This is a genomic window from Streptomyces sp. ALI-76-A (assembly GCF_030287445.1).
GTDB lineage: Bacteria > Actinomycetota > Actinomycetes > Streptomycetales > Streptomycetaceae > Streptomyces.
Genome location: NZ_JASVWB010000002.1, coordinates 5,374,295 through 5,396,677 on the forward strand (window position 1 = coordinate 5,374,295; position 22,383 = coordinate 5,396,677).

General features: G+C 72.9%; 14 protein-coding genes. 10 read left to right on the top strand and 4 right to left on the bottom strand.

Translation table 11 applies throughout. From position 1 onward, the window contains the following. Position 1 precedes the first annotated feature (1 nt). The 7 genes from QQS16_RS25200 to QQS16_RS25230 all read left to right on the top strand — a co-directional run bounded on the left by QQS16_RS25200 (position 2) and on the right by QQS16_RS25230 (position 14,460). Positions 2 to 2,986 (top strand): serine/threonine kinase C-terminal domain-containing protein, encoded by a 2,985-nt coding sequence (locus tag QQS16_RS25200; protein ID WP_286064124.1) that lies wholly within the window; start codon positions 2 to 4, stop codon positions 2,984 to 2,986. A gap of 221 nt (positions 2,987 to 3,207) precedes the next feature. Continuing rightward, positions 3,208 to 5,043 carry a serine/threonine-protein kinase gene (locus QQS16_RS25205; protein ID WP_286064125.1) on the top strand — a complete coding sequence of 612 codons (1,836 nt, stop codon included), beginning with the start codon at positions 3,208 to 3,210 and terminating at the stop codon, positions 5,041 to 5,043. Between the two features lie 207 nt (positions 5,044 to 5,250). Next, the gene (locus QQS16_RS25210) at positions 5,251 to 7,101 is read left to right on the top strand and encodes a serine/threonine-protein kinase (RefSeq protein WP_286064126.1); all 1,851 of its coding nucleotides are present in this window, start codon (positions 5,251 to 5,253) and stop codon (positions 7,099 to 7,101) included. A gap of 53 nt (positions 7,102 to 7,154) precedes the next feature. Next, positions 7,155 to 8,876 carry a serine/threonine-protein kinase gene (locus QQS16_RS25215; RefSeq protein ID WP_286064127.1) on the top strand — a complete coding sequence of 574 codons (1,722 nt, stop codon included), beginning with the start codon at positions 7,155 to 7,157 and terminating at the stop codon, positions 8,874 to 8,876. A 54-nt stretch (positions 8,877 to 8,930) separates the two neighbouring features. Beyond that, positions 8,931 to 10,748, top strand: a complete 1,818-nt coding sequence (locus QQS16_RS25220; RefSeq protein ID WP_286064128.1) for a serine/threonine-protein kinase — start codon at positions 8,931 to 8,933, stop codon at positions 10,746 to 10,748. Positions 10,749 to 10,978: 230 nt separating this feature from the next. Beyond that, a complete protein-coding gene (locus QQS16_RS25225) occupies positions 10,979 to 12,592 on the top strand; it encodes a succinic semialdehyde dehydrogenase (RefSeq protein ID WP_286064129.1) in 1,614 nt (537 codons plus the stop codon). 89 nt (positions 12,593 to 12,681) lie between these two features. Further along, the gene (locus QQS16_RS25230; protein ID WP_286064130.1) at positions 12,682 to 14,460 is read left to right on the top strand and encodes a GMC family oxidoreductase N-terminal domain-containing protein; all 1,779 of its coding nucleotides are present in this window, start codon (positions 12,682 to 12,684) and stop codon (positions 14,458 to 14,460) included. Positions 14,461 to 14,608: 148 nt separating this feature from the next. Here the strand turns inward: QQS16_RS25230 and QQS16_RS25235 are convergent, their stop codons facing one another. Continuing rightward, positions 14,609 to 15,667: an LAETG motif-containing sortase-dependent surface protein gene (locus tag QQS16_RS25235; RefSeq protein WP_286064131.1), complete on the bottom strand. Its 1,059-nt coding sequence runs from the start codon at positions 15,665 to 15,667 to the stop codon at positions 14,609 to 14,611. Between the two features lie 208 nt (positions 15,668 to 15,875). Here QQS16_RS25235 and QQS16_RS25240 point away from each other — a divergent pair, with 208 nt between their 5' ends. Continuing rightward, positions 15,876 to 17,024 (top strand): hypothetical protein, encoded by a 1,149-nt coding sequence (locus tag QQS16_RS25240; protein WP_286064132.1) that lies wholly within the window; start codon positions 15,876 to 15,878, stop codon positions 17,022 to 17,024. Positions 17,025 to 17,710: 686 nt separating this feature from the next. Here the strand turns inward: QQS16_RS25240 and QQS16_RS25245 are convergent. After that, entirely contained in the window at positions 17,711 to 17,998 is a 288-nt protein-coding gene (locus tag QQS16_RS25245; RefSeq protein WP_286064133.1) for a chorismate mutase, read from the bottom strand. A gap of 309 nt (positions 17,999 to 18,307) precedes the next feature. Here QQS16_RS25245 and guaA point away from each other — a divergent pair, with 309 nt between their 5' ends. Next, on the top strand, positions 18,308 to 19,879 hold the full coding sequence (gene guaA, locus QQS16_RS25250; protein ID WP_286064134.1) for a glutamine-hydrolyzing GMP synthase: 1,572 nt from the start codon (positions 18,308 to 18,310) through the stop codon (positions 19,877 to 19,879). 53 nt (positions 19,880 to 19,932) lie between these two features. Here guaA and QQS16_RS25255 read toward each other — a convergent pair whose 3' ends face one another. Next, positions 19,933 to 20,412, bottom strand: coding sequence for a pyridoxamine 5'-phosphate oxidase family protein (locus tag QQS16_RS25255; protein ID WP_286064135.1), 480 nt, complete (start codon positions 20,410 to 20,412; stop codon positions 19,933 to 19,935). A 142-nt stretch (positions 20,413 to 20,554) separates the two neighbouring features. Between QQS16_RS25255 and QQS16_RS25260 the strand changes: the two genes are divergently transcribed. Then, positions 20,555 to 21,364 carry a class II aldolase/adducin family protein gene (locus QQS16_RS25260; RefSeq protein WP_286064136.1) on the top strand — a complete coding sequence of 270 codons (810 nt, stop codon included), beginning with the start codon at positions 20,555 to 20,557 and terminating at the stop codon, positions 21,362 to 21,364. A gap of 69 nt (positions 21,365 to 21,433) precedes the next feature. Here the strand turns inward: QQS16_RS25260 and QQS16_RS25265 are convergent, their stop codons facing one another. Beyond that, positions 21,434 to 22,330, bottom strand: a complete 897-nt coding sequence (locus QQS16_RS25265) for a DUF4429 domain-containing protein (protein WP_286064137.1) — start codon at positions 22,328 to 22,330, stop codon at positions 21,434 to 21,436. Between the last annotated feature and the right edge of the window lie 53 nt (positions 22,331 to 22,383).

Consider the following 22,383-nt stretch of genomic DNA (forward strand, 5'->3'; position numbering starts at 1 on the left):
CGTGGACGACTATGCGGGTCGGGTGCTCGCCGACCGCTACCGCCTGCCGCTGCCGCCCTCCGACGAGTACGAACTCACCGAGACCCGGGCCTTCGACACCTACAGTGGGCAGGAAGTCCTGGTCAGGCAAGTGCCGTTGCCCGAGGTCGTCGAGGCCGAGGTGCTCGACGCCGAGGGGCTGCCGGACGGTTTCACGGCCCGGGACCCGCGGGACCGCGGGGCGCGGCGCACGCCCGCGGGCGGGAGTGTGCGACGGCCGGCGGATCCGGCCGTACGGCGGGCCGTGGAGGCCGCGCAGGCCGCGGCGCGGATCCCCGACCACCCACGGCTCGACCAGGTCTTCGACGTGTTCGCCGAGGGCGGGTCGCTGTGGGTCGTCAGCGAGTTGGTGGCCGCGCGGCCCCTGGCGGCGTTGCTCGCGGAGAAGCCGCTGACGCCGTACCGGGCGGCCGAGGTCGCCGACGACGTCATCATGGCCCTGCGGGTCCTGCACGCCCACGGCTGGGTGCACCGGAACGTCACCGCGCGCACGGTGCTCGTCTGCGACGACGGCCGCGTGATGCTGACCGGTCTCGCGGTGGGTGCGGCGGAGGAGGCGCTGTGCGGGTACGACCCGGTGCCGGCCGAGGACAGTGCGTGGGGCGCCGGGGACGGGGAGTCCGGTGACGGGCGAGGGCCCGCCGGCGGAGCCGCCCAGGACGGCGGGGGTTTCGCGGGGCCCGGAGGGACGGGTGGCACGGGCGGGCCGTCGGGCGCCGGCGGCTTCCGTGGTGGTGCCCCGGGTTCCGGTGGTCAGGGCTTCGGCGGCCCGGGCGCTGGTGGTGCCGCGTACGGCTCCCGCGGTGCTCTGGGTGCCGGTGGACCGCAGGAACGAGGTCGCCCCGGTGTCGCCCAGGGGCCAGGTGGTCCCGTGGGTCATGGCCCCGTGAGTGCCGTGGGCCTGGACGGGACGGATGCCGAGGCCGCTCGGCGGGCCGCCATCGAGGCGCGGGCGGCCGGCGGACTGCCGGCTCCCGGCCCGGAGCCGGAGCGCACGGAGAGCGGGGCGTCGGCCGCGCTCGCCCGCCGGGCGGCGGACACCGGCACGGACATCAGGGCGGCGCGGGCCGGGGCGATCGCCGCCTATCGCGCGGGGGCGCGGGCCGCGGCCCGGGTCCAGGAGGCGCAGAACGGCCGGGCGGCCCTGCCGGGGGCCCGTCCCGCCCCCGAGGGCGACCCGACGGCTCTGCCCGCCGCCCGCCCGGGTGACCCGGCCGCGCAGGCCAACGGCTCGGCACAGCAGCCGCCGTACCCCCTGGGCAGTGGTACGGAGCAGTCGTACGGCGGGGCGAACGGTGCGGGGCAGGAGCGGTACCCCGGGACTGCCGGGATGGAGCAGCAGCCGTACGGCGGGGCGAGCGGTGTGCGGGCGTCGTCCGGTTCCGGGGTGCCGGGGCAGATAGCCGACCCCTACGGTGTGCGGGCCGCCTCATGGCACGGCGCCGCGCCGCGCGGTGGAGCGCCGGTGGCCGGGGGCGACGGGCAGAGGGACCAGGGACGTACGGCGCTGCCTTCCGGAGGAAGCGGTGGTGCCGTGTACCCCGGCGCACCCACCGGTCATCGTGCGGCGCCCGGTTCCGCCGGTCTCGGCCCGGTGCCCGTCGGTGGACCGCCGGCGCCTTCTCCCGGTGCCGCGACCCCGCCGCCCACCCGGTGGGACGACCTGGCCGCCGGTGCGCCCGTGCGGCGCGGGCCCACGACCGCGTTGGCGGCGGAGCGGGCCCGGCAGGCGCGGATGGCCGTCGTGGGACCCGTGACCGAGCGGTGGGCGCCGGAGCAGGCCGGGCCCGTGCACGAGAACTGGCAGCTGGCGGCGCCGATCGGGCCCGCGACCGACCTGTGGGCGCTGGGCGCGCTGCTCTTCCGGGCCGTTCAGGGACACGCGCCGTATCCGGAGGAGTCGACCGCCGAACTGGTGCAGTTGGTGTGCGCGGAACCGCCCGCCTTCGCCGAGGAGTGCGGGCCGCTGCGGCCGGTCGTCGAGTCGCTGCTGCGGCAGGACCCGACCGAGCGGCTGGACTTCGAGGAACTGCGCGGCTGGCTGCGCTCGCTGGTGCGGTCGGCGCCCGAGCCGGAGGCAGGCGCCCACGTCGTGGCCGCGCCGCCCGCCGACACCAGCCGGCTGCCCGTCGTACGGCGCCGGGGCGAGCTGGTGCGCAGGCGGCGCGCCGGGCTGCCCGCACATCACGGACGGCACAAGCGGGCGCGGGAGGGGACCGGTTCGCCGCGCAGGCTCGGCCGGACCCTGCTCCTGCTGATCCTGCTCCTGCTGGCCGGCGCGATCGCGTACGCCATGCTCTTCATGCCGAAGACCGACTCCGGCACGGAGGGCGGCACGGACCGGACCGGGGCCGTCGGCGAGGTCGGTCCGGCGCCGGAGCGGTCACCGGAGGCGAGCAGTGAGCCCCGGCCCGACCAGACGTCGCCACGGCCCGAGAGCAGCCCGTCCTCCTCCGCCCGCTCCACCGAGACGCAGACCAACGGTCCCGAGGTCGCCGACGGTTTCACCCTGCGCAAGGACACCGAGGGCTTCCAGGTCGCCGTCGCCAACGGCTGGGAGCGCACGCCGGTCAACGGGCGCGGACAGGTCGTGTACACGCACGGCGGCTTCGAGCTCATCGTCGTTCCGGGGCGGGACAGCGCGGCCGGGGCCGGCAGCGACCCGATGGTGTACCAACGGGAGAAGGAGCCGGAGCTCCAGCCGTACCGCGACTCCAGCTGGGCCACCGCGACCGGGCTGAAGACGATTCAGGTGGGCGAGCGGACCATGGCCGAGGGGCAGTTCACGTGGACCGGTGACGACGGGCGCGAGCTGTACGTGCGCAACGTCGCGATGCTGATCGACGGGAAGTACCACGTGGTGCAGGTGCGCGGCCCGGAGGCCGAGCGGGACGAGGTGACCCGGCTGTACGAGCAGGCGTCGGGCACGTACCAGGTGACGGGCTGACGCGTCGGAGCATCCTCCGGCCGACAGGACCGAGCCCGGGCTCCGACCTGGGCTGCGTCCGTGGGGTGCCGGGACGCCGACCGTGCCCCGTTGGTTGACTCCCGTCTCTCGAAGGGACAACCGTCACAGTGCGGTCTCCTTGACGGTTCCCTGGTTCCTTTCGGCCGGGACAGGTCCTTACTCTGACCCTGTCAAGAGCATTGCGGGGCAACGTGGATCAGATGCAGGGCCAGCTCCTCGCGGGGCGCTACCGGCTCGCCGAGCCGCTGGGCAAGGGCGGCATGGGCCGGGTGTGGCGTGCCCACGACGAGGTACTGCACCGAGCCGTCGCCATCAAGGAGTTGACCGCCGCGCTCTACGTGTCCGAGAGCGACCAGGCCGTGCTCCTCGCCCGCACCCGCGCGGAGGCCCGCGCGGCCGCCCGGATCAACCACTCCGCGGTCGTCACCGTGCACGACGTGCTGGACCACGACAACCGGCCGTGGATCGTGATGGAGCTGGTCGAGGGCCATTCGCTGGCCGACGCGGTCAAGGAACAGGGGCGCATCGAGCCGACGGAGGCCGCCCGCGTCGGGCTGTGGGTGCTGCGGGCGCTGCGCGCCGCGCACACCGCCGGGGTGCTGCACCGTGACGTGAAGCCCGGAAACGTGCTCCTCGGGCGCGACGGCCGCGTCCTGCTCACCGACTTCGGCATCGCCCAGATCGAGGGCGACACGACCATCACGCGTACCGGAGAGGTCGTCGGCTCGGTCGACTACCTCGCCCCCGAGCGGATCCGCGGCCAGGACCCGGGCCCGTCCTCCGACCTGTGGGCGCTCGGCGCCACGCTGTACACGGCGGTCGAGGGCAGGTCGCCGTTCCGCCGCACGACACCGCTGACCACCATGCAGGCGGTCGTCGACGAGGAACCCGCCGAGCCGCGGTACGCCGGCCCGCTCGGACCCGTCATCGCCGCGCTGCTCCACAAGGACCCGGCCGTACGGCCCGGCATGGTCGAGGCCGAGCAGCTGCTCGCCGAGGCGGCGGAAGGGCGACGGCCGAGCGGGGCGCAGGCGTACGTGGCCACGCGGCCCGCAGGTCTCCCCGGTACGGCCGCGCAGCACTCGGGGACCCGCCATGTGGGTTCCGACCATGTGGGCTCCCGCTACACGGGCCCCCACCATGCCGGTCCCCACCATGCCGGTCCCCACCATGCCGGCCCCCACCATGCCGGTTCCGGCCAGGAGATGGAGGCCCCCTCCGGCGGGCGCTCCTCGGCCGCCGCCACGCCGGCCAGAGGCACGCCGTACCGCCCGACGCCGTACGCCGCTGCGATCGGCTCGACCGGTTCGACCGGACCGGTCGGACCGAGCGGCCCGACCGCACTCGGTCCGGTGCCCGCCGGTGCCACCGCGCCGCCCCCGACCGGGCGCCGCCGACTGCGCACGCTGGCCCTCGTCGTCGCCCTCGCCGCGATCATCGGCGGAGGGACCTCGGTGGTCATGCAGAAGTGGCACGAGGGACTGCGGACGAGCGGAGTGTCCGCGTCGCCGAGCCCGAGTCCGACGCCCGCGAACGAGCCGAGCGAAACCCCGGACGGCACCGTCCCTGCCGGCTGGGAGTCCGTCGAGGACCCTCTGGGTTTCGGCCTTGCGGTGCCCAAGGGCTGGCAGCGGAGCGTCTTCGGCGATCAGGGTGACCTTCGGCAGATCGACTACTCGCCCGACGGAGGCAAGCATCTTCTCCGTATCGCCGTGGACAGCGCGCCGGACTTCAACGACCCGTACGAGCACCAGGTCGATCTGGACGGGCAGTTGGCACGGAGACTGATGGAATACGAGCGGGTGAGTCTTCAGCGTCGGCTCTACCGGGACCGTCAGGGCTCCCGGCTGGAGTACGGCTGGACCGCGCAGGCCAAGGACACGGACTCGCCGGGGCCGTACCGGGCTCTCGACCAGATGTACATCACCCGGAACGGGGTCGAGTACGCGATCTACATGGCCTCTCCCGCGGAGGACTGGGCCACCACACAGCAGCAGTTCGAGATCGTGCTGCAGAGCTGGCGTGAGATCCCGTAGGCGCGGGCGTCGGCGGCAGGGGTCGGTGTCGGTGTGGTCACCGCCCGGAACCCCGGCAGCGCCCTGCTGCTCATGACGTGACCGCGGGGTCGCCACCCCCAGCAGGTCCGAGTTCGCCGGAGTGCGCGGTCACCCGCCCGGAGCGGCGGCACACTTGGCCGGTCAGCGCCGCGGAAGGGGACCGTCCGGCGCGGCATGATGGGGTGTATGGCGACCCATGGGGATCAGGGGGACGACTTCCGGGTCATCGCGGGTCGTTACCGTCTGGAGGCCAGGCTCGGGCGGGGCGGGATGGGGGTCGTGTGGCGGGCCACCGATCAACTGCTCGGGCGGCGTGTGGCGGTCAAGGAACTCGGTCTCGACGAGACACGCGCCGACGCGCGGGCCGAGACGCTCTCCGGGGCGCGCCTCGCGGACGGCGCCAGGCGCCGCAGGGAGCGCACCCTGCGCGAGGCGCGCGCGGTGGCCCAGTTGAACCACCCGCACATCGTCGTCGTCCACGATGTCGTCGAGCACGACGAACGCGCGTACATCGTGATGGAGTTGATCGAGGGCAGCTCTCTCGCCGAGCGGGTCGCCACCCACGGTCCGGTCGACGCCGACGAGGCCGCCCGGATCGGCATCGCCCTGCTGGGCGCGCTGCGCGCGGCGCACGCGGCCGGCGTCCTGCACCGGGACATCAAGCCCGCGAACGTCCTCGTGGAGGACGGCACCGACCGGGTCGTCCTCACCGACTTCGGCATCGCGCAGGTCGCGGGCGCCACCACCCTCACCGAGAGCGGTTCCTTCGTCGGCTCGCCCGAGTACACCGCGCCCGAGCGGATGTCCGGGGCCAGGACGGGCCCCGCGTCCGACCTTTGGTCGCTGGGCGCGCTGCTGTGCACCGTCCTGAGCGGTGAGTCGCCGTTCCGCCGCGACTCGTTGGGCGGCATCCTGCACGCGGTCGTCTCCGCCGAGATACGGCCGCCCGCGCAGGCCGCGCCGATCCTTCCCGTCGTCCGGGGTCTCCTCGAACGCGATCCGGCGCGACGGCTCGACGCGGCACGGGCCGAGCGGATGCTGCGGACCTTCCGGGACACCGGGCGCACACCGAAGCCGCCGGCCGCCCGCGCCCGGAGCCGCACCCGCCCGCTGCGGTCCCGTGCCCTGCCGCTCGGCCGGGCCCGCACCGAGCCGTCGGGCCCACCGGAGCCACCGGCCGACCGCCCACCGGAGCCGCCGGCCGAGCGGACACCGGAGCCACCGGAGCCGCCGGCCGAGCGGACACCGGGCGCGCCCGCCGACCACACGCCGTCCGTCCGGCAGGACCCGTCCGCCCGGCAGGACCCGTCCGCCCGGCCCCCGGCGGACGCTGCCCCGGGGCGCTCCCCGCGCGGCGTGCTGGTCACCCTGCTGCTGGTCGCCGCGATGGCGGGGGCGGGCGTGTCCGCGGTGGCCCTGCTGAGGAACGGCGGCGGCCACGGGATCGGTACGCCGACGAGTTCGGCACCGTACACATCGGCGAGCGCCGACCAGAGCCAGAGCCAGAGCCAGAGCCCGAGCCGGACCGCGACCCTCAGCCCCACCCTCAGCCCGACCCGCAGCCGGAGCCCGGACCCGACCGTCCCCTCCGGGTACCGCCTCGCCGCCGACCCGGCCGGGTTCGCGCTGGCCGTACCGCACGGCTTCACCCGCGTACCGCAGGGCGATCGGGTGCTCTACCTGTCACCGGGGAAGACCTTCCGCCTCGGCATCAGGGTCGTCGAACCGGAATCCGGACCAGGCGCCGGAGACCCGCTGGCCGTGTTGCGGCGCGCGGCGGCCGACGGCCCGGCCGCCCACCCCGGCTACCGCGACGGCCGGGTCACCCCCGCCACACACCGCGGGCACCGGGCCGCGTTCTGGGAGTTCACCCGGGACGGGTTCAGCGTGGCGGAGGATCCCCGGCACACGGATCACCTGTGCTGGGAGGAGGACGGGCGGCTGTACGAGGTGTGGATGTCGGCGCCGGTCGGACAGACGCGGGAGGCGAGGCGGTACTTCGAGGTCGCCGTCGACACCTTGGTCACGGGTCTGTGACCGGTCGGCGTTCGAGGTGGATTCCGGACCGCTTGGCGCGATATGGATGACTCATGAGCAGCAACGGGGGAGTCCCGCACGGGTCCGACGAGCCGACGAGTTTCAGCCTGCGGCCACCGAATCCACCGAGTCCACCGGTGGCGGTGCCGCACCCGGACAACCCGTACGCCCTGCCCACCCAGGTCGTGCCGCAGCCGCAGTCCACACTGGCGCAGCCCGCGGGGTCGCATCCCGGGCCGCCGCCAACCCAGTCGTCGCCCCCGCAGCCGCCGCCCGCACCGGCGGATCCCGGCACCGGCCGGCTCATCGCGGGCCGCTACCGGCTGCTCGCCAAGCTCGGGCACGGCGGCATGGGCACGGTGTGGCGGGCCAAGGACGAGACGGTGGACCGCGAGGTCGCCGTCAAGGAACCCCGTGTCCCGGACCACCTCCCCGAGCGGGAGCAGGCCAACGCCTTCGAGCGCATGCGCCGCGAGGCACGGGCGGCGGCCCGGCTCGACCATCCCGCCGTGGTGAACGTCCATGACGTGGCCGACGTGGACGGCCGGCCGTGGATCGTGATGGAGCTGGTGCGGGGCCGTTCGCTGGGCGACGCGTTGCAGGAGGGCACGCTCGGGGCCCGGGACGCGGCGAGAATCGGCCTCGACGTCCTGGGCGCGCTGGAGGCCGCGCACGCGGCGGGCGTCCTGCACCGTGACGTCAAGCCGGACAACGTCCTCCTCGGCCGCTTCGACCGTGTCGTCCTCACCGACTTCGGGATCGCGCAGATCGAGGGCGAGACCAACCTGACCGACACCGGCGGCTTCGTCGGCTCGCCCGAGTACATCGCGCCGGAACGGGTGCTGGGCCGGCGCCCCGGCCCGGCGAGCGACCTGTGGTCCCTCGGCGTCGTCCTGTACGCGGCGACGGAGGGCGTCTCCCCGTTCCGCCGCACGAACACCCCCGCCACACTCCAGTCCGTCCTCCACGCCACCCCGGCGCCGCCCGCCGCCGCGCAGGGCCCGCTCGCCGAGGCGATCAACGGCCTGCTCCAGAAGGACCCGGCGCGCCGTCCGAACGCCGCGCAGGTGCGTGCCCTGCTGGAGACCGCCGCGAACCCGCCGACGCCCCGGCCCACGCAGGTCGTGTCGTACGCCGACGCCCCGCGGCGGGGTCGTCGGCCCGGCCGCAGGACCTGGCTGGGCCTCGGCGCCGCGGTCGTCGCGGTGGCGGCGGCGTATCTGGTGATCGCGGACCCGTTCGCGGGGCCCCTGCCCGACGGTTGGCGGACCAAGCACGAGAAGGACGTCGCCGCGACGCTCGCGGTGCCCGCCGAATACCAGCGCGCCGTGCCCGACCGGGAGAGCGACGAGGGCCACTGGGTCAGGTACACCGACTGGAGCGGCAGCATCTGGATCGGCCTGACGCTGGAGAAGAAGGCCGAGGACACCAACAACGCCATCGCGGACTCCGCGGGCGCCGAGATGTACGACGACAACGCCGAGTTCAAGGAGAACGGCGCCTACACCCTCGGCATGCCCGCGAACCCGAAGAAACTGACCCCGGACACCGATGCCACCTACCGGGGCAATCCGGCCGCCGAGAACACCGTCCGCTACATGACCGACGACAGTGAGAACCCGCGCCCGCGCGAGCTGAGGATCCTCTACTACAAGACCAGGGGCGGCGACATGTACAAGCTCACCGTCAGCTACCCCGGTCAGGGCGACTTCACCGACCGGGGCCGCGAGGTGGCGAGGACGGCGATCGCGAACCTGGACGTCGACAAGCTGTGACCGCGTGACCCGGCCGCGTCGACAAGGAGGCGGTGCGCGGGGTACTGATGGGTCATGAGCAACGGCGGGGACAGCGCAGGCCCCAGGGACGCGCTGCTCGGCGGGCGATACCGTCTGATCGAGCGCATAGGCACCGGCGGGATGGGCACCGTCTGGCGGGCGCGCGACGAGCACGTGCAGCGTGAAGTCGCCGTCAAGCAGCCGAGGTTGCCGGGCGATCCGGAGGACGAGGCGCACCGCCGCGCCGCCCACCGGCTCTACCGCGAGGCCCGGGCCGCGGCGCGCGTCGACCATCCCTCCGCCGTCTGCATCCACGACGTCGTCGAGGAGGACGGAGTCCCCTGGATCGTCATGGAACTGGTCCGCGGCGAGTCCCTGTACCAGGCCCTCGGCCGTGGCCCCCTGCCGTTCCGCGAGGCCGCCCGCGTCGGCCTCGCCGTCCTCGGCGCCCTGCGTGCCGCGCACGCCGTCGGCATCGTGCACCGGGACGTGAAGCCCGCCAACGTCCTGCTGGGCCCGCACGACCGGGTCGTCCTCACCGACTTCGGCATCGCCCACGTCCAGGGCGAGGAATCGCTCACGGCCACCGGCGAGTTCATCGGCTCGCTGGAGTTCGTCGCCCCGGAGCGGATGTCCGGCACGGGCGCCGGCCCCGCCTCCGACCTGTGGTCCCTGGGCGTCCTGCTGTACGCCGCCGTCGAGGGCGGCTCCCCCTTCCGCGGTACGACACCGCAGTCGACCCTCACCGCCATCCTCGCCGCCGATCCCCCCGACCCCCGGCGGGCCGGACCTCTCGGCCCTCTCATCACCGCACTGCTGGCGAAGGACCCCGAGAGCCGCCCGGACCCGGAGGAGGTCGCACGGGTACTGGAGTCGGCGGCGGGGCGGCGGCCGGACCCGGACGCGGGGGGCCCGGACGGTGACGTGAGGCAAGCGGACGTGGAGGCAGGAGAGGCGGACGCGCCACAGCCGGGCGTACGAGAGGCCGCTGTATCAGACGCCGACGTAGCAGAGGCCTACGTACGAGAGACCGGCGTACGAGAGAGCGGCGTACGAGAGTCCGGCGTACGAGAGTCCGGCGTACGAGGAGAACCGACTCCCCAGCCGGAATCGGAACCGACGCCCCAGCCGGAACCCGAACCGGCACCTCAGCCGGAACCCGAACCGGCACCTCAGCCGGAACCCGAACCGGCACCTCAGCGCGCACCGGAACCGGCACCGCGGGCCGAACCGGCACCCCGACCGGAACCGTCGCCGGCCCCTCGATCAGCCCCCCAGCCAGCCCTTCACCCGGCACCCCGGTCGGTCCCGGGCACAGGCCGCCGCTGGGTTCTCCGTGCCGCCGTCCCCGTCCTCGGTGCCCTTCTCGCGGGCGGTATCTGGCTCGGTACCGCGCCCGCCGACGGGACGGCCGCGCGGGACGGGTGGGTGGCTCACCGGGGGGAGGGGACGGGCACCGTCCTGCACCTCCCCCGGTCGTACAAGTCGCTGTCCCCGACGGGGGACTCGGGTGACGCCTCCTGGCTCGCCGTCTACGGCGACGACACCATCCGCGTCCACCTCGGCGCGTGGGACAGGGCGCCCCGCTCCCCGATGGCCGAGGCGAAGGGGACGCCGGCCGACTGGGCGGGACACGAGCGGTCCCCCGGGCGGTACACCCCCACCAGCTTCCACGGCCAGGAGGCCGTCCTGTCCGACGTCACCTACGATCCGGACAGCGGGCCGACCCGTGTCATGCGGCTGACCATCCGCACCGACGACGACCGCATGTACCAGCTGCGTGTGGACATGCCCAAGGGGACGGCGGACGAGAGGAAGGGCACGGCTCTCTTCAAGGAGGCCCGGGGCCGGCTGGAGATCGCCGGAGACTGAAGCGGGCTGCCTGCCGCAGTGACGCCGGAGGGACGGGCACGGCAGACGAAGTGACGCCGGACAGACCGGGACCGCAGGCGGGGGCAGGAATCACAGACCGGATGATCGTCACTCATGACGCCCTGATCAGCGCGTTCATTGCCAGTGATCACTGGCATCGTGTGCGCGGTCGGTGAATCCCTATTACCGACGGGTACCCAAAGCGTTCGCGCCGGAATACCCTGCGGCTCATGACGGACGCGCAGGCCCCGGCCCAGACCGGCACGAACCCCATCGCCCCCGCCCCGGCGGGCGCCCGTACCGCCGCAGACGTGGTCACCCCCGAGCTGGTCGCCCAGCTCACCAAGGGGGTGGTCGGCTCCGGCCGGACCGCCAACCACACGCCGTTCACCGGCGAGAAGCTGGCCGACCTGCCCGAATCCACCCCAGCGGACGTGGAGAAGGCCTTCCAGGACGCCCGCAGGGCGCAGTCCGTCTGGGAGAAGACCCCCGTACGACAGCGGTCGGCAGTGCTGCTCCGGTTCCACGACCTGATGCTGGAACGCCAGGCCGAGGTCCTCGATCTGATCCAGCTGGAGACCGGCAAGGCCCGGCTGCACGCCCACGAGGAGGTCCAGGCCGTCGCCGTCGCGGCCCGGCACTACGGGCGCAGGGCCGCCGCGTACCTGAAGCCGAAGCGGCACGCGGGCGCGGTGCCGGCGCTGACGAAGGTCACCGAGCTGCGCCACCCGCGCGGTGTCGTCGGCCAGATAGCCCCCTGGAACTACCCGCTGGAACTGTCGGTGGGGGACGCCCTGCCCGCCCTGGTCGCGGGCAACGCGGTCGTGATGAAGCCCGACACGGAGACCTGCCTCACCGCCCTGTGGGCCCGTGACCTGCTGATCGAGGCCGGTCTGCCCGCCGAGGTCTTCCAGGTCGTGCTCGGGGACGGCCCGGTCGTCGGCCCCGAACTCGTCCGGCACGCCGACTACGTCTCCTTCACCGGCTCCACCCGGACCGGCCGCGAGGTCGCCCAGGGCGCCGCCGCCCGGCTGATCGGCGTCTCCCTCGAACTCGGCGGCAAGAACGCCATGCTGGTCCTGGAGGACGCCGACCTCGACAAGGCGGCGGCGGGCGCGGTCCGTGCCTGCTTCTCCTCCGCCGGCCAGCTCTGCATCTCCATCGAGCGGCTGTACGTCCACGAGTCGGTCGCCGACGCGTTCCTGGAGCGCTTCGCCACCCGCACCAGGGCGATGCGACTGGGTACGTCCCTCGCCTACGGCGCCGACATGGGGTCCCTGGTGGGGGAACGGCAGCTGGAGACCGTCACCCGGCACGTGGAGGAGGCCGTGGAGAAGGGCGCGAAGCTGGTCGCCGGTGGCGTGGCCCGCCCGGACGTCGGCCCGTACTTCTTCGAACCGACCATCCTGGACGGTGTGACCGAACCGATGGCGGTGTGCACGGAGGAGACCTTCGGCCCGGTCGTCTCCCTCTACCGCTTCCGCACCGACGACGAGGCGGTCGAGCTCGCCAACGCCACCCCGTACGGCCTCAACTCCTCGGTCTGGACGAGGGACGGCCGCCGCGGCCGTGAGGTCGCCGCCCGTCTGCGCACCGGCACCGTGAACGTCAACGAGGGCTATGCCCCCGCCTACGGCAGCGTCCAGTCCCCGATGGGCGGGATGAAGGACTCCGGTCTCGGCCGCCGCCACGGCTCCGAGGGCCTCCTCAAGTACACCGAGGCCCAGACGGTGGCCCAGCAGCGCCTGCTGCCGATGGCCCCCGCGCTCGGCATGGACGACGAGGCGTACGCGCGGTTCATGAGCCGCAGCCTCCGGCTGATGAAGGCGTTCCGCTTCCGCTAGGCCCGGTCGTCACCTTCCCGTCCGTTCCCGGACGGACGGGAAGGTGACGGCAGGACCCGGACCCCACCGGTTCTCAACGAGGAGAGCACGTGCCCCAGGACACCTACGACTACGACGTCATCGTCGTCGGATCCGGCTTCGGCGGTTCCGTGACCGCCCTGCGCCTGACCGAGAAGGGCTACCGCGTCGGTGTCCTGGAGGCCGGCCGCCGCTTCACCCGCGACACCCTCCCGAAGACGTCCTGGGACCTCAGGAACTACCTCTGGGCACCGAAGTTCGGCATGTTCGGCCTTCAGCGCATCCACCTGCTCGGCAACGTCATGGTCCTGGCGGGCGCGGGCGTCGGCGGCGGCTCCCTCAACTACGCCAACACCCTCTACGTACCGCCCAAGCCGTTCTTCGAGGACGCGCAGTGGCGTGACATCACCGACTGGCAGGACGAGCTGGCGCCGTACTACGACCAGGCCCGCCGGATGCTCGGGGTGCGGCTCAACCCGACGATGACCCCGTCCGACGTGCACCTCAAGGCGGCGGCCGAGCGGATGGGCGTCGGCGACACCTTCCACATGGCACCGGTCGGCGTGTTCTTCGGAGACGGCCAGGACGCCGACGGATCGGTGCGGGCGAAGCCCGGCGAGCGGGTGCCGGACCCGTACTTCGGCGGGGTGGGCCCCGACCGCAAGGCGTGCGACGAGTGCGGCGAGTGCATGACCGGCTGCCGGCACGGCGCCAAGAACACCCTCAACGAGAACTACCTGTACCTCGCCGAGAAGGCGGGCGCGGTGGTGCACCCGCTGACGACGGTCGTGTCCGTCACGGACGACTCGCAGGGCGGGTACGCCGTCGCCACCCTCCCCACGGACGGCCGCCGCCGGACGAGGGGCAGGACCTTCAAGGCCCGCCGGGTCGTCCTCGCGGCCGGTACCTACGGCACCCAGACCCTGCTGCACCGCATGAAGGCGGGCGGTCAACTGCCGTACGTCTCCGACCGTCTGGGGGAGCTGACCCGCACCAACTCCGAGGCGCTGGTCGGCGCGCAGACCACCGACCGCCGCTACCGGAAGGTGACGGGCCAGCGGAAGGCGGACTTCACGCGCGGCGTGGCCATCACGTCGTCCATCCACCCCGACGCCGACACCCACATCGAGCCGGTCCGCTACGGCAAGGGCTCCAACTCGATGGGCAGCCTGTCGATCCTCCAGGTGCCGTACGCGGAGGGCTCGTCCCGGGCCCTGGCCTGGCTGCGGAACGCGGCCCGCCACCCGCTCCTGGTCCTGCGCTCCCTCTCCAACCGCAAGTGGTCGGAGCGGACCATCATCGGCCTGGTGATGCAGTCGCTGGACAACTCCCTGACGACGTATCTCAAACCGGACGGCGTGGGGAAGGGCCTGCTCACCGCCCGCCAGGGACACGGCTCCCCGAACCCCAAGCAGATCAAGGCGGCGTCGCGGGGCGCGTCGGCGATAGCCGCCGAGATCAACGGGTTCGCCGGCTCCAACGTGGGCGAACTGATGGGCACCCCGCTCACCGCCCACTTCCTCGGCGGCTGCGCGATCGGCTCCTCCCGCGAGACCGGGGTGATCGACCCGTACCACCGCCTCTACGGCCACCCCGGAATCTCCGTCGTCGACGGCGCGGCGGTCTCCGCCAACCTGGGCGTGAACCCGTCCCTGACCATCACGGCACAGGCCGAGCGCGCGATGTCGTACTGGCCCAACAAGGGCGAGCAGGACCCGCGTCCGGCGCAGGGAGAGGCGTACGAGCGTCTGAAGCCGGTCGAGCCGAAGTCCCCGGCGGTCCCGGCGGACGCGTTCGGCGCGCTGAAGCTGCCGTTCCTCGGGATACCGGCGGTGCCGCCGAAGAAGTGACCCGGCCGGGGAAGTGACCCGCCGGAGACGGAGCGGCACAGAGCCGGACAGACAGAGAGAAGGACCTGCGCCCCCCTCCGAGCGCAGGTCCTTCTCTTGTCCAGCGATGAGTCTCTGTCTCGCGACGAGCCTCAGTGAGCCCTGACGGTCACGCCTCGGCTCCGGCCTTGCGACGGCGCACCACGAAGACGGCACCGGCGCCGGCGACCACCGCGGCGCCGCCCACCAGACCGATCATCGGCAGGGCCGAGCTCGAACCCGTCTCGGCGAGCGTGCCGGTGGCGGAGACCTGGTTCACGTCCGACAGGTCAGCCATGCCGCCGGTCTGCGGCTTGGCGTCGTTCGGGTCACCGGCGTCCGAGCCGGCGGCCAGGACGTCGAAGAAGTACAGCCAGCCGTTCGGGTCGTCGGCGACCCAGCAGCCCTCGTCGTCGGCGTACTCGGCGAGGCCACCGGTGACCCCGAGGGCGTCCGGCACCTTGCCGCTGACGCTCAGCCGCAGCTTGTACGAGACCGACTGGCCCGCACCGAGCGAGAACGCGTCGAACGTGCCGCCCTCGCCCGCGGCGCCCGCGATCGTCTCCCACGAGCCGGACGCCTTGTCGAAGACCTGGACCTTGATCTGGCCGGAGTAGTCCTCCGCGTCCTCCCAGCCGATCGCGGCGACGCCGATGAGCGGCTTGATGTCCTTGACCTCGTCGTCGCCGCGGTTGGACACGTTGAACGAGAACGCGGTCCAGCCGCTGCCGGCGACGATCGTCTCGGGCAGCCCGGACAGACCGCTGGTCACCTCGGCGCTGAGTTCGGCGGTGCTGTCGCCGTTCTCGTCCACACACAGCTCGGGGTCCTCGTCGCCGGGCGCGCTCGCGCTGGGGCTGGGCGACGCGGAGGCGGCCGGGGTGCTTTCGTCGGCGGCGGGGGTGCTCTCGTCCGCGGCCGGGGTGCTTTCGTCGGCGGCGGGGGTGCTCTCGTCCGCGGCCGGGGTGCTTTCGTCGGCGGCGGGGCTGCTCTCGTCCGCGGCCGGAGTGCTCTCCTCGGCGGCGGGCGTGCTGGTGTCGGCGGCCGGAGTGCTCTCCTCGGCGGCCGGGGTGCTCGTCGACGTGTTCGGCGTCTCGTCCGTCGCGAACGCGACCGGAGCGGAGAGCAGGGTGAGCGGGGCTATGACGGCGGTCGCGGCCGCTGCCACCATGGCACGACGAAGCTTCATGAAGACCTCGGGAATCAGGTGCGCCGCGCGGTGCGGCGCGCTTGGGGGAGGCCTCCGCGTGTGGGGCGCGGGTGTGGCCCTTGATACGCGGTGTTTGATCTGTGAGGCCTGTGAATGGTTGCCCTCGCATTCACATCATTCTTATGTGGTTTGAGTCACATCTTGTTTCCTTGTGAACGCGCTTTCCCCCGGCCTAGAACTGTGCCTCATGTCTGACAAGCCGTCCGAGGAAGCGTCCTCGACCCCGGAGCTCCCCGAGATTCCCGACGACGTCTGGGAGCAGTTCGTCCGCGACGCCGAGCGGGGCCTCCCCGACTCGGCCCCGAAGGAGCCGTCCGCGCGCGCCCGCATGGTGACCGAACGGCTGCGGCGTCAGGAGGCGCGGGGCGAACTGCCGCAGGGCTGGCGCTCCGGGCCCGCGTGGCAGGACACCGGCCGGCGCGCGGCCAGGCGCCGGCGCCTGTGGGCGGTGCTCGGCGTGCCGGCCGCCGTCGCCGTGGCCGTCGTGGCGCTGAGACCGTCGCTGCTGCCGGGCGACCCGTTCGGCGAGGGGACGCCGGACACCGCGGCCGCACCGCTCCCGGCGGAGACCGCGGCCCCGACCGGACCTCCGGCCACCACGGCTCCCGAGAGGCCCACGCTGGACGAGCCGTTCGCCGGTTCCCCGGCGAAGCGGTGGGCCGACGGCGCCGACGGCATCGTCCTGCCGCGGGCCACGGCCGTCGGAGGACTGCCGAAGGACCAGGTCGAGCTCGCGCTCCAGCAGACCAAGAAGCTGCTCGTCCACGCCAACCTCGACCCGAAGACCCTGCGCGGCGAACACCCCGGGGCCGCCCTCGCGGTGCTCGACCCCAAGCAGCCCGAGCTGCTCGACGACCTGAACCGGTCCCTGCGCGCGCCCGGCGAGGACGACGACCCGCTGCGCCTGTTCAGCCGCTTCGACCCCGCCGAAGTGGAGCCGGCCGGCGATGTGATCAAGACGCGCGGCCGGATGACGTTCGCGAAGGGCGACCAGGGGGGCGTGGCCGTGCACGCCGACTACACCTTCGTCTACCCGCTGGTGCGGACCGACGGCTCCACCGAGGTGACCCGTACGGTCGTCCGCCGGGTCCTCGACGTCGAACTCCCCGACCCCGCCCGTTACCGGGTCACTCCGGGCCGGCTCAACGTGCTGCGTCACGACGTGAGTTCCGGCAACTCGGCCTGTGGCGTGTTCGACGGCTATCTGCATCCGCAGTTCGGCTCGGCCGACCCGACCGGCGAGCCCCCGACCGGCCCGACGACGGACCCGTACGACCGCAGCGAGGACCTGGACGCCGGCCGCGCGGACATCTGCGGAGCGGTCTCCCGCATCTGACCTCCGGCCGGCGGCGGCCACCGCGGCCCATGTCGGACAGCGAGGACCGCCGCCGGGGCGGCCGGGACCGGGGACAGCGGAAGGGCCCCGCGGGCTCGGAGCCGCGGGGCCCTTCCTGGTCGGCACCGACGTCAGGGCAGCGCCGGTGCCTGGGAGCGGCGCCGGGGGGTTGCGCCGCTTGTCCTTCAGTGCCCCGGTCGGCGACCCGGCGCATGCGGGGCGCGCGAATGGTCTCGACCTTTGGCAGTGGGGCAACGGATCAATGCAGGTGTCTTACGAGGGGACTTGGGGGGCTTTCCACGCATCGTGCTCGATGGCAGCGGCCTCCGCAACCGTTTGACCCAGTCTTGTACTTCTTCTTGCACTTCCGTCGGCCGGCCCCGGGCGTCCCCGGAGCCGGCCGTTCTCTTGGGTGACCGGGCTGCTGTCCCCTGCCGTCCGGTCACTTACCTGGAGCGAGGTCCCACGACGCACGGCACGATCCGTACGTCTCATCGCCCCAGTGAGCCACGCGTGGTTCTTCGGGCCCGCCCCTGGCTGGCGCGGACACCACCCCCAACGAGGTGCCACGCGGCACGGTCACGCGCCGTACGGGTGAGAGCGGCCCCGAACTCGGATGCGACCGGGCCCGGAACGCGGACCCGCACGGGACTCGGACCCGCACGGACCTCAGATCCGCACGGACCTCAGATCCGGCCGCGGCACAGTTCGAGGAGCGTCATGGCCAGGGAGGTGCCGGGCCTGCCCAGCGCCTCGCTGTAGTGGTGGAGGACCTCCATCTCGCGGGAGAGGTTCACGCGTCGCCCGCCGGAGGTGATCCGGGCCTCCTGGATGACCGCGGACACGGCCATCCGTTCCTGGATCAGCCCGATGATCCGGTCGTCGAGGGCGTCGATGCGCTCCCGGGCGCCGGTGATCACGTCGGCGGCCTCGGTGGTGTGCGCGCCGGTCTTCTCCGCTGCGGTGGCGGTCATGTCAGGGGCTCCTCGTCGGAAGGTGCGGTGCCCCGGAGCGGCAGGTCCCGGAAACGCCAGACGCCCCGGGCCTTGTCGGCCCGGGGCGCCTGGGAAGTCGCTCGTCAGTTGCTCAAGCAGCACGACCATGGCAGCCGGTGGGCCGGTTGCCATAGGTAAAGAGGAAGGCCGGGTGCGTGAGCATGCGGCCAGTATGTCACGGCACGTTTTCCGCGCCGGTCCTCCCTGCCGGGCAGCGGACGCCCGTCCGCGCCCACCTCGGTAGAATCGGAGAGCACAGAGACCCCGCCCCACCGCCGGAAGGCCCCCGTGTCATCAGCGACCCCCGCCCCCGACACCGTCCTGGTCGTCGACTTCGGCGCGCAGTACGCCCAGCTCATCGCCCGTCGCGTCCGCGAGGCGCGGGTCTACAGCGAGATCGTGCCGAGCAGCATGCCGGTCGCGGAGATGCTCGCCAAGAACCCGGCGGCGATCATCCTCTCCGGCGGCCCCTCCTCGGTGTACGCCGACGAGGCCCCCCGCCTCGACCGCGAGCTCTTCGAGGCCGGCGTCCCCCTGTTCGGCATGTGCTACGGCTTCCAGCTGATGGCGCAGACCCTCGGCGGCACGGTGGACAACACCGGAGCGCGCGAGTACGGCCGTACGCCCCTGCACGTGGCGAAGTCCGGTTCGACGCTCTTCGAGGGCACCCCCGACGAGCAGTCGGTGTGGATGTCGCACGGCGACGCCTGCTCCGCCGCGCCCGAGGGCTTCGCGGTCACCGCGTCCACGGACGTCGTCCCGGTCGCCGCCTTCGAGAACGACGAGAAGAAGCTCTACGGCGTCCAGTACCACCCCGAGGTCATGCACACCACGCACGGCCAGCAGGTGCTGGAGCACTTCCTGTACCGGGGCGCGGGCCTGACCCCCGACTGGACCACGGGCAACGTGATCGAGGAGCAGGTCGCCGCGATCCGCGAGCAGGTCGGTGACCGGCGGGCGATCTGCGGGCTGTCCGGCGGCGTGGACTCGGCGGTGGCCGCCGCCCTCGTGCAGCGGGCCATCGGCTCCCAGCTGACCTGCGTGTACGTCGACCACGGCCTGATGCGCAAGGGCGAGACCGAGCAGGTCGAGAAGGACTTCGTCGCCGCGACCGGCGTGCAGCTGAAGGTCGTGGACGCGCAGGAGCGGTTCCTGACCGCTCTGAAGGGGGTCTCCGACCCCGAGGAGAAGCGGAAGATCATCGGCCGGGAGTTCATCCGGGTCTTCGAGCAGGCGCAGGCGGAGATCATCGCGGACGAGGGTCCCGAGGTCGCCTTCCTGGTCCAGGGCACGCTCTACCCGGACGTGGTCGAGTCCGGTGGCGGTACCGGCACCGCCAACATCAAGTCCCACCACAACGTCGGCGGCCTCCCCGAGGACCTGGAGTTCCAGCTCATCGAGCCGCTGCGCAAGCTGTTCAAGGACGAGGTCCGGATGGTCGGCCAGGAGCTGGGCCTGCCGGAGGAGATCGTCCAGCGCCAGCCGTTCCCCGGGCCCGGTCTGGGTATCCGGATCGTCGGCGAGGTCACCAGGGAGCGGCTCGACCTGCTGCGCGAGGCCGACGCCGTCGCCCGCGAGGAGCTGACGGCGGCCGGCCTGGACCGGGACATCTGGCAGTGCCCGGTGGTCCTGCTCGCGGACGTCCGCTCCGTCGGCGTCCAGGGCGACGGCCGCACCTACGGCCACCCGATCGTGCTGCGCCCGGTCTCCTCCGAGGACGCCATGACCGCCGACTGGTCGCGGCTGCCGTACGACGTCCTCGCGAAGATCTCGACCCGGATCACCAACGAGGTGAAGGACGTCAACCGGGTCGTCCTCGACGTGACGTCGAAGCCGCCGGGCACCATCGAGTGGGAGTAAGTCTTCCTGAGTCCTGAGTCCTGAGTCCTGAAGTCCTGAAGTCCTGACGGGGCTCAGGTCCGCTTGAGCGTGCGCACCGGCTCTCCGGGCTTCCAGACCTGGACGACCAGGTACTTCTCGTCCTCGACAGAGGTCCGGACGACCTCGGTCAGCTCGGTGCGGAAGAGGTGGAACGGCTGCGGCGGTCCCACCTCTTCGACGTATCCGGCCCGCTCCACCGGATCGTCCACCTCGATCGCCCGGCCGCTGATCCGGACGTCACCGCCGCCCATGCCCTGCCCCTCGCCGGGGTTCGCCTGGAGCGCGAAGCGCGGGTCGCGGCGCAGGTCGAGCGCCTTGACCGAGTCCGGCATCATGCCCAGCCACAGTTCACCGTTCAGGAACCGCACCTCCAGGCCGGTGGTGCGCGGTGAGCCGTCCTTGCGCAGGGTCGCGAGGACGTGGTGCGTGAACGCGCCGAAGCGCTTCTCGGCCGTTCTGGCGAGGTCGGGTTCCGCCGCGGAGAAGGCCGCCCAGTTCGTACGAGCTGTCATACGTGCCAGTCTCGCGTCGATACCCGACACTTGCTGTCTGGTATCGGCCGTGTGCGTCATCTTTATGAACCAGCGCTGTTCTCCCGCGCTGACCGACGGTAACTTCCGCCCCGTAAAGCTCCCCAGTGCTGGAGGACACCACATGCACGGGACGCCCGATGCCGGGCCCACACCGCCGCTGCCGTTGCCCACCGACCGGCTGCGGTTCGCGATGCCGCCGATGCACGAGTCGCTCGACGACGAGCGGCGGCACCGCAAGGAGCGGCTCGCGGGCGCGCTGCGGATCTTCGGGCGGCTCGGCTTCGAGGACGGGGTGTCGGGACATATCACCGCCCGTGACCCCGAGTACAGCGACTGCTTCTGGGTCAATCCGTTCGGCATGCCCTTCAGGCACGTCACGGTGAGCGACCTGGTGCTGGCCAACTCCGAGGGGCAGGTGATCCAGGGCGGCTACCACGTCAACCAGGCGGCGTTCACCGTGCACGTCCAGGTGCACGCCGCCCGCCCGGACGTCGTCGCGGTCGCCCACTGCCACTCGGTGCACGGCCGGGCGCTGTCGGCGCTGGGCGAGATCCTGGAGCCGATCACCCAGGAGAGCTGCGCCTTCTACGAGGACCTCGCGCTCTACGACGCCTACAGCGGCGTCGCCGTCGACGCCGAGGAGGGCCGCCGTATCGCCTCCGCCCTCGGCACCCGCAAGGCGCTCGTGCTGCGCAACCACGGCCTGCTGACCGTCGGCGACTCGGTGGACGCGGCGGCCTGGTGGTTCCTGTCCCTGGAACGGTCCTGCCAGGTGCAGCTGACCGCGAAGGCGGCCGGACGCCCCCTCCTGATCGACCACAGGATGGCGGTGGCGACCCGCGAGCAGCTGGGCGGGGACCTGGTGGCGTGGATCAACTACCAGCCCATGTGGAAGGACATCAGCCGCAGCGAGCCGGATCTGCTGGACTAGCGCCGGGCCGGGCCTTCCCGCCCGCCCCTGACCGACGAGGGGAAGGGGAACGGGAAGCGGACGGGCGCACTAGAAGCCTCTCAGGACGGCCGCTTTCGTCAGTGCGAACTCCTCGTCCGTGAGCACCCCGTCCCGGTGCAGCTCGCCCAGCTCCCGCAGCCGCCGCAGCAGTACGTCGTGATGGTCGGCCGGGGGCGGGACGGTCGCCGTGAGCCGGGGCCGGGCCGCCCGGTGCGCGTCCTGCTCGACGCCGGTGCGGGTGGAGGGGTGCGGCAGCCGGGCCGTGACGGCGGCGGCGACGATCGCCGTGAGCAGGTCGCGGCGGGCGCTGCCCCACAGGTCCAGGGCGTACGGGTCCTTCTCGGGCGGCAGTTTGGAGAACGAGGTCTCATGGGTCGCGAAGCGCAGGAAGCCGTCCTCGAAACCGGAGTTGGGCAGCCACTCGACCTGGGTGACGTCCCCGAGGTGGATGATGCGGGGGCCGGTGGCCCGCTTGACCCGGTCGGAGGTGTCGGACCAGTCGATCCGCACCCGGGTGCCGTCGAAGGAGACGGTGCCGTCGGAGGAACGCACCGACACCGGCACCGGCGGACCGGGCAGCAGGTAGGCCGTGACCGGATCCCGCGGGACCTGGTCCAGGAGCAGGGCGTGCCGGATCTCCTCGGCCACGTACTCGGCGACGCCCGCCCGGTCGAGGTCCACCAGCAGCCGGTACGGATCCGCCGGGTCGGGCAGCCGGCCGCCGGTCGCCTGGAGCAGCGGATCGGCGCCCTCGCGCAGCCGCATCCGCAGCCGCCCGCGCTTGCGTTCGGGCTCGAAGACGACGCCCGAGACCGCCTCCAGAGGCACGGCGATCTCCCCGTACGTCTGCCGGAACAGCGGCACGGAGCGGTGCAGACCCGGCGTGATCCGGACCGTGCTGCCGTCGAAGGCCCAGGTCCCGTCGCGCTGGATGATCTCGGCCATGGGGAAATTCTCGCAGCCGGGTCAACACGGCCGCCCCCGCTTCACCCGCGCTG